A 1075-nucleotide genomic window follows, 5' to 3' on the forward strand; every position below is an offset into this window, starting at 1 on the left:
CGAGCAGATTAGTGTGACCTTTATTGCTAACCATGCGGCAACACGTGAGGCATTGGAGCAAGCCTTGCCAAGATTACGTGAAAGTTTTACCGAAAATGGGATGGAATTGGCGGATGCAGAGGTCACTCAGCATTCATCAGAACAGCAACATCAGGATGACGCTGCAGAGACGGATGATTCAGGGATAGTGAGTGAGCAGTTAAGTACAGAAAGTGATGAATTTAGCGGTGAAGAACAGCCCAAAAATAACGACCAAGAAGAGCTCGATATTGGTTTGAGCTTATATGCTTAAAATTATGCTAAATTATAGTTATTGTGAGTGGAGACAGTAATGTTTAAGTTAGAAAACCTATCTTTAAAAAAACGAATGCAACTTATGGCCAGCATGGGTATTGGCAGTATGGTTCTGTTAATCGTTCTGTATTGGTATTTGGAGTCATCGGGTACCCCCGCTGATAAACAATTATGGATGGTAATAATATTTACCGTTGCTATGAGTGCCGTGTTGTATGTTGCCTCTATCTATATAGGTAACTTTGGTGCTGAACATGAAGCCGATATGTTGGTAGCAGGGATACAGAATATTAAAAAAGGCGATTTAAGCCATAAAGTGGTTATTCGGGGTAAAAGTGATTTTAGTTGGATGGCTTTTGAACTTGATAGTGCACGGAAAAACGTCTCTAACTTAGTTAAAACATTGACTGGTGGGGTTACGCAGTTGCAAGCCGCAACGGGCAATATGGAAAGCATCAGTCAAGAAACGGTGACTGGGGTATTGACCCAACAATCAGAGGTGGCACAAGTTGCCACAGCAATGAATGAAATGGCGGCCTCGGTGCAAGAAGTGGCACGTACCGCTGCCGGTGCTGCAGATGCTGCTCGCAATGCCGATAATGAAGCCAAAGCGGGTAAGCAAGTGGTGTTGGATACGATTGAATCCATTGATTCATTGGCGGGTGAAGTTGAAAAAGCCGCACAAACATTAAATAATTTGGAAGGTGATATAGGTAATATCGGCGCTATTGTTGATGTAATTCGGGGCATTACCGAGCAAACTAAACTATTGGCCTTGAAT

General features: G+C 42.8%; 2 protein-coding genes. Both read left to right on the forward strand.

The window, feature by feature from the left end; all coding sequences use genetic code 11:
- A partial coding sequence (locus tag AC3AYF_RS21625) for a flagellar hook-length control protein FliK (RefSeq protein WP_487780523.1) occupies nt 1–292 on the forward strand: 292 nt, incomplete at its 5' end.
- Nucleotides 293–331: 39 nt separating this feature from the next.
- The coding region (locus tag AC3AYF_RS21630) for a methyl-accepting chemotaxis protein (RefSeq protein ID WP_487780524.1) at nt 332–1075 on the forward strand (744 nt) is incomplete at its 3' end.

It is taken from the genome of Salinicola sp. (assembly GCF_982684285.1).